We start from the raw sequence: 1,469 nt of genomic DNA on the forward strand, positions 1-1,469 counted from the left end.
ACTTCTGCCAGTTCATGGCGCTCATCATCAGACAGTTCACCGGCAATCAAAAACTGCACATTGAACCGCGTGATGCGATAAGGCTCATGCTCCGTTTTCTCACCGCTGACTTTGACCTCATAGCTGCTGATACGCTCAATCAAACCGAGCTTGCGCGCGGCTATACGTGCACTCATCACCAGACAGGCCGAGAGAGACGCATAAAGCAGATCAATCGCGTTGAAACCCGCACCGGAAACCGTATTTTCCAGCGTCAGTTCCCCGCCGGTCAGCGAGCGGATCAGCGGCTTCTCCTGCCCCTGTAATGTCGCTACTGCGCCTGTTTCTCTGGTACGTACTGCCAATCCAACCATGCTCTTATTCCGGTTTCAGTCCGACTGCTTCCGCCAGCAATTCAAATGAATGCAGGCGCGCCTGATGGTCAAAAATTTGCGCTGTAATCATCAGTTCGTCAACATCAGTACGGGTAACAAAAGCATCAATCTGCTGGCGTATCGTTTCTTTATTGCCCACAGCAGAGCAGGCAAGTGCGGCCTTGATGATCGGCACAAAGCGCGGATCGAGATTTTCCTCATAGCCTTCTACCGGCGGCGGCAACTGCCCTGCATTGCCGGTGCGCAAATTCACAAAAGCCTGCTGGATGGAAGTGAACAGCAAACGGGCTTCCGCATCCGTATCGGCTGCAAAGACGTTAAATCCGGCCATCACATAAGGTTTATCGAGATATTGCGACGGCTCAAACCGATGGCGATAAAGCGCAATCGCATCATCAAGGTCACCCGGAGCAAAGTGAGAAGCGAATGCATAAGGCAGACCAAGCATAGCCGCCAGCTGTGCCCCGAACAGGCTGGAGCCGAGAATCCAAACCGGCACATTCAGGCCAGCCCCCGGATAAGCACGCACACGCTGCTCTGTAGTCGGCTCGCCGAAATAACCCAGCAGCTCCACCACATCCTGCGGAAAGGACTGCGCATCCGAACTGGAATTGCGCCGCAAGGCATAGGACGTCACCTGATCTGTGCCCGGTGCACGCCCTAGGCCTAAATCAATACGGTTCGGATAGAGCGAGGCCAGTGTGCCGAATTGTTCGGCAATCACCAGAGGCGAATGGTTCGGCAGCATAATACCGCCTGCCCCGACACGTATGGATTTTGTGGCACCGGCCACATGGCCGATCAGCACAGCTGTCGCCGCACTGGCAATGCCCGGCATATTATGATGCTCGGCCAGCCAGTAACGCCGGAAGCCGAGTTTCTCGGTATGTTGTGCAAGCTCAACACTGTTCTGCATGGCTTGCGCTGCGGTGCTGCCGAGTGTGATCGGCGCGAGATCGAGTACGGAAAATTTGGTCATGGATCATATATATAGTAATGACTACACAATACCAGAGCCTGAAATCACCACAGTGAAAAATTTTGTATTTTTACCGTAAAATTTGGAAGCAACATCTTCAAATAAAAAGGGGCGCG

2 protein-coding genes are annotated in these 1,469 nt (G+C 53.4%); both read right to left on the minus strand.

Going from position 1 to position 1,469, the window contains the following annotated elements; translation table 11 throughout:
• On the minus strand, nt 1-353 hold a 353-nt coding region (locus tag A918_RS0115310), incomplete at its 3' end, for an OsmC family protein (protein ID WP_022711904.1).
• A gap of 4 nt (nt 354-357) precedes the next feature.
• Nucleotides 358-1,353, minus strand: a complete 996-nt coding sequence (locus A918_RS0115315) for an LLM class flavin-dependent oxidoreductase (protein WP_022711905.1) — start codon at nt 1,351-1,353, stop codon at nt 358-360.
• Between the last annotated feature and the right edge of the window lie 116 nt (nt 1,354-1,469).

Origin of the sequence: Pseudochrobactrum sp. AO18b (genome assembly GCF_000409565.1) — a bacterium.
GTDB classification, from domain to species: Bacteria; Pseudomonadota; Alphaproteobacteria; order Rhizobiales; family Rhizobiaceae; genus Pseudochrobactrum; species Pseudochrobactrum saccharolyticum.

What these genes read in the sequence shown, in the direction of transcription:
- A918_RS0115315 (WP_022711905.1), bottom strand. Translation starts at nt 1,353, where the DNA reads ATGACCAAATTTTCCGTACTCGATCTCGCGCCGATCACACTCGGCAGC.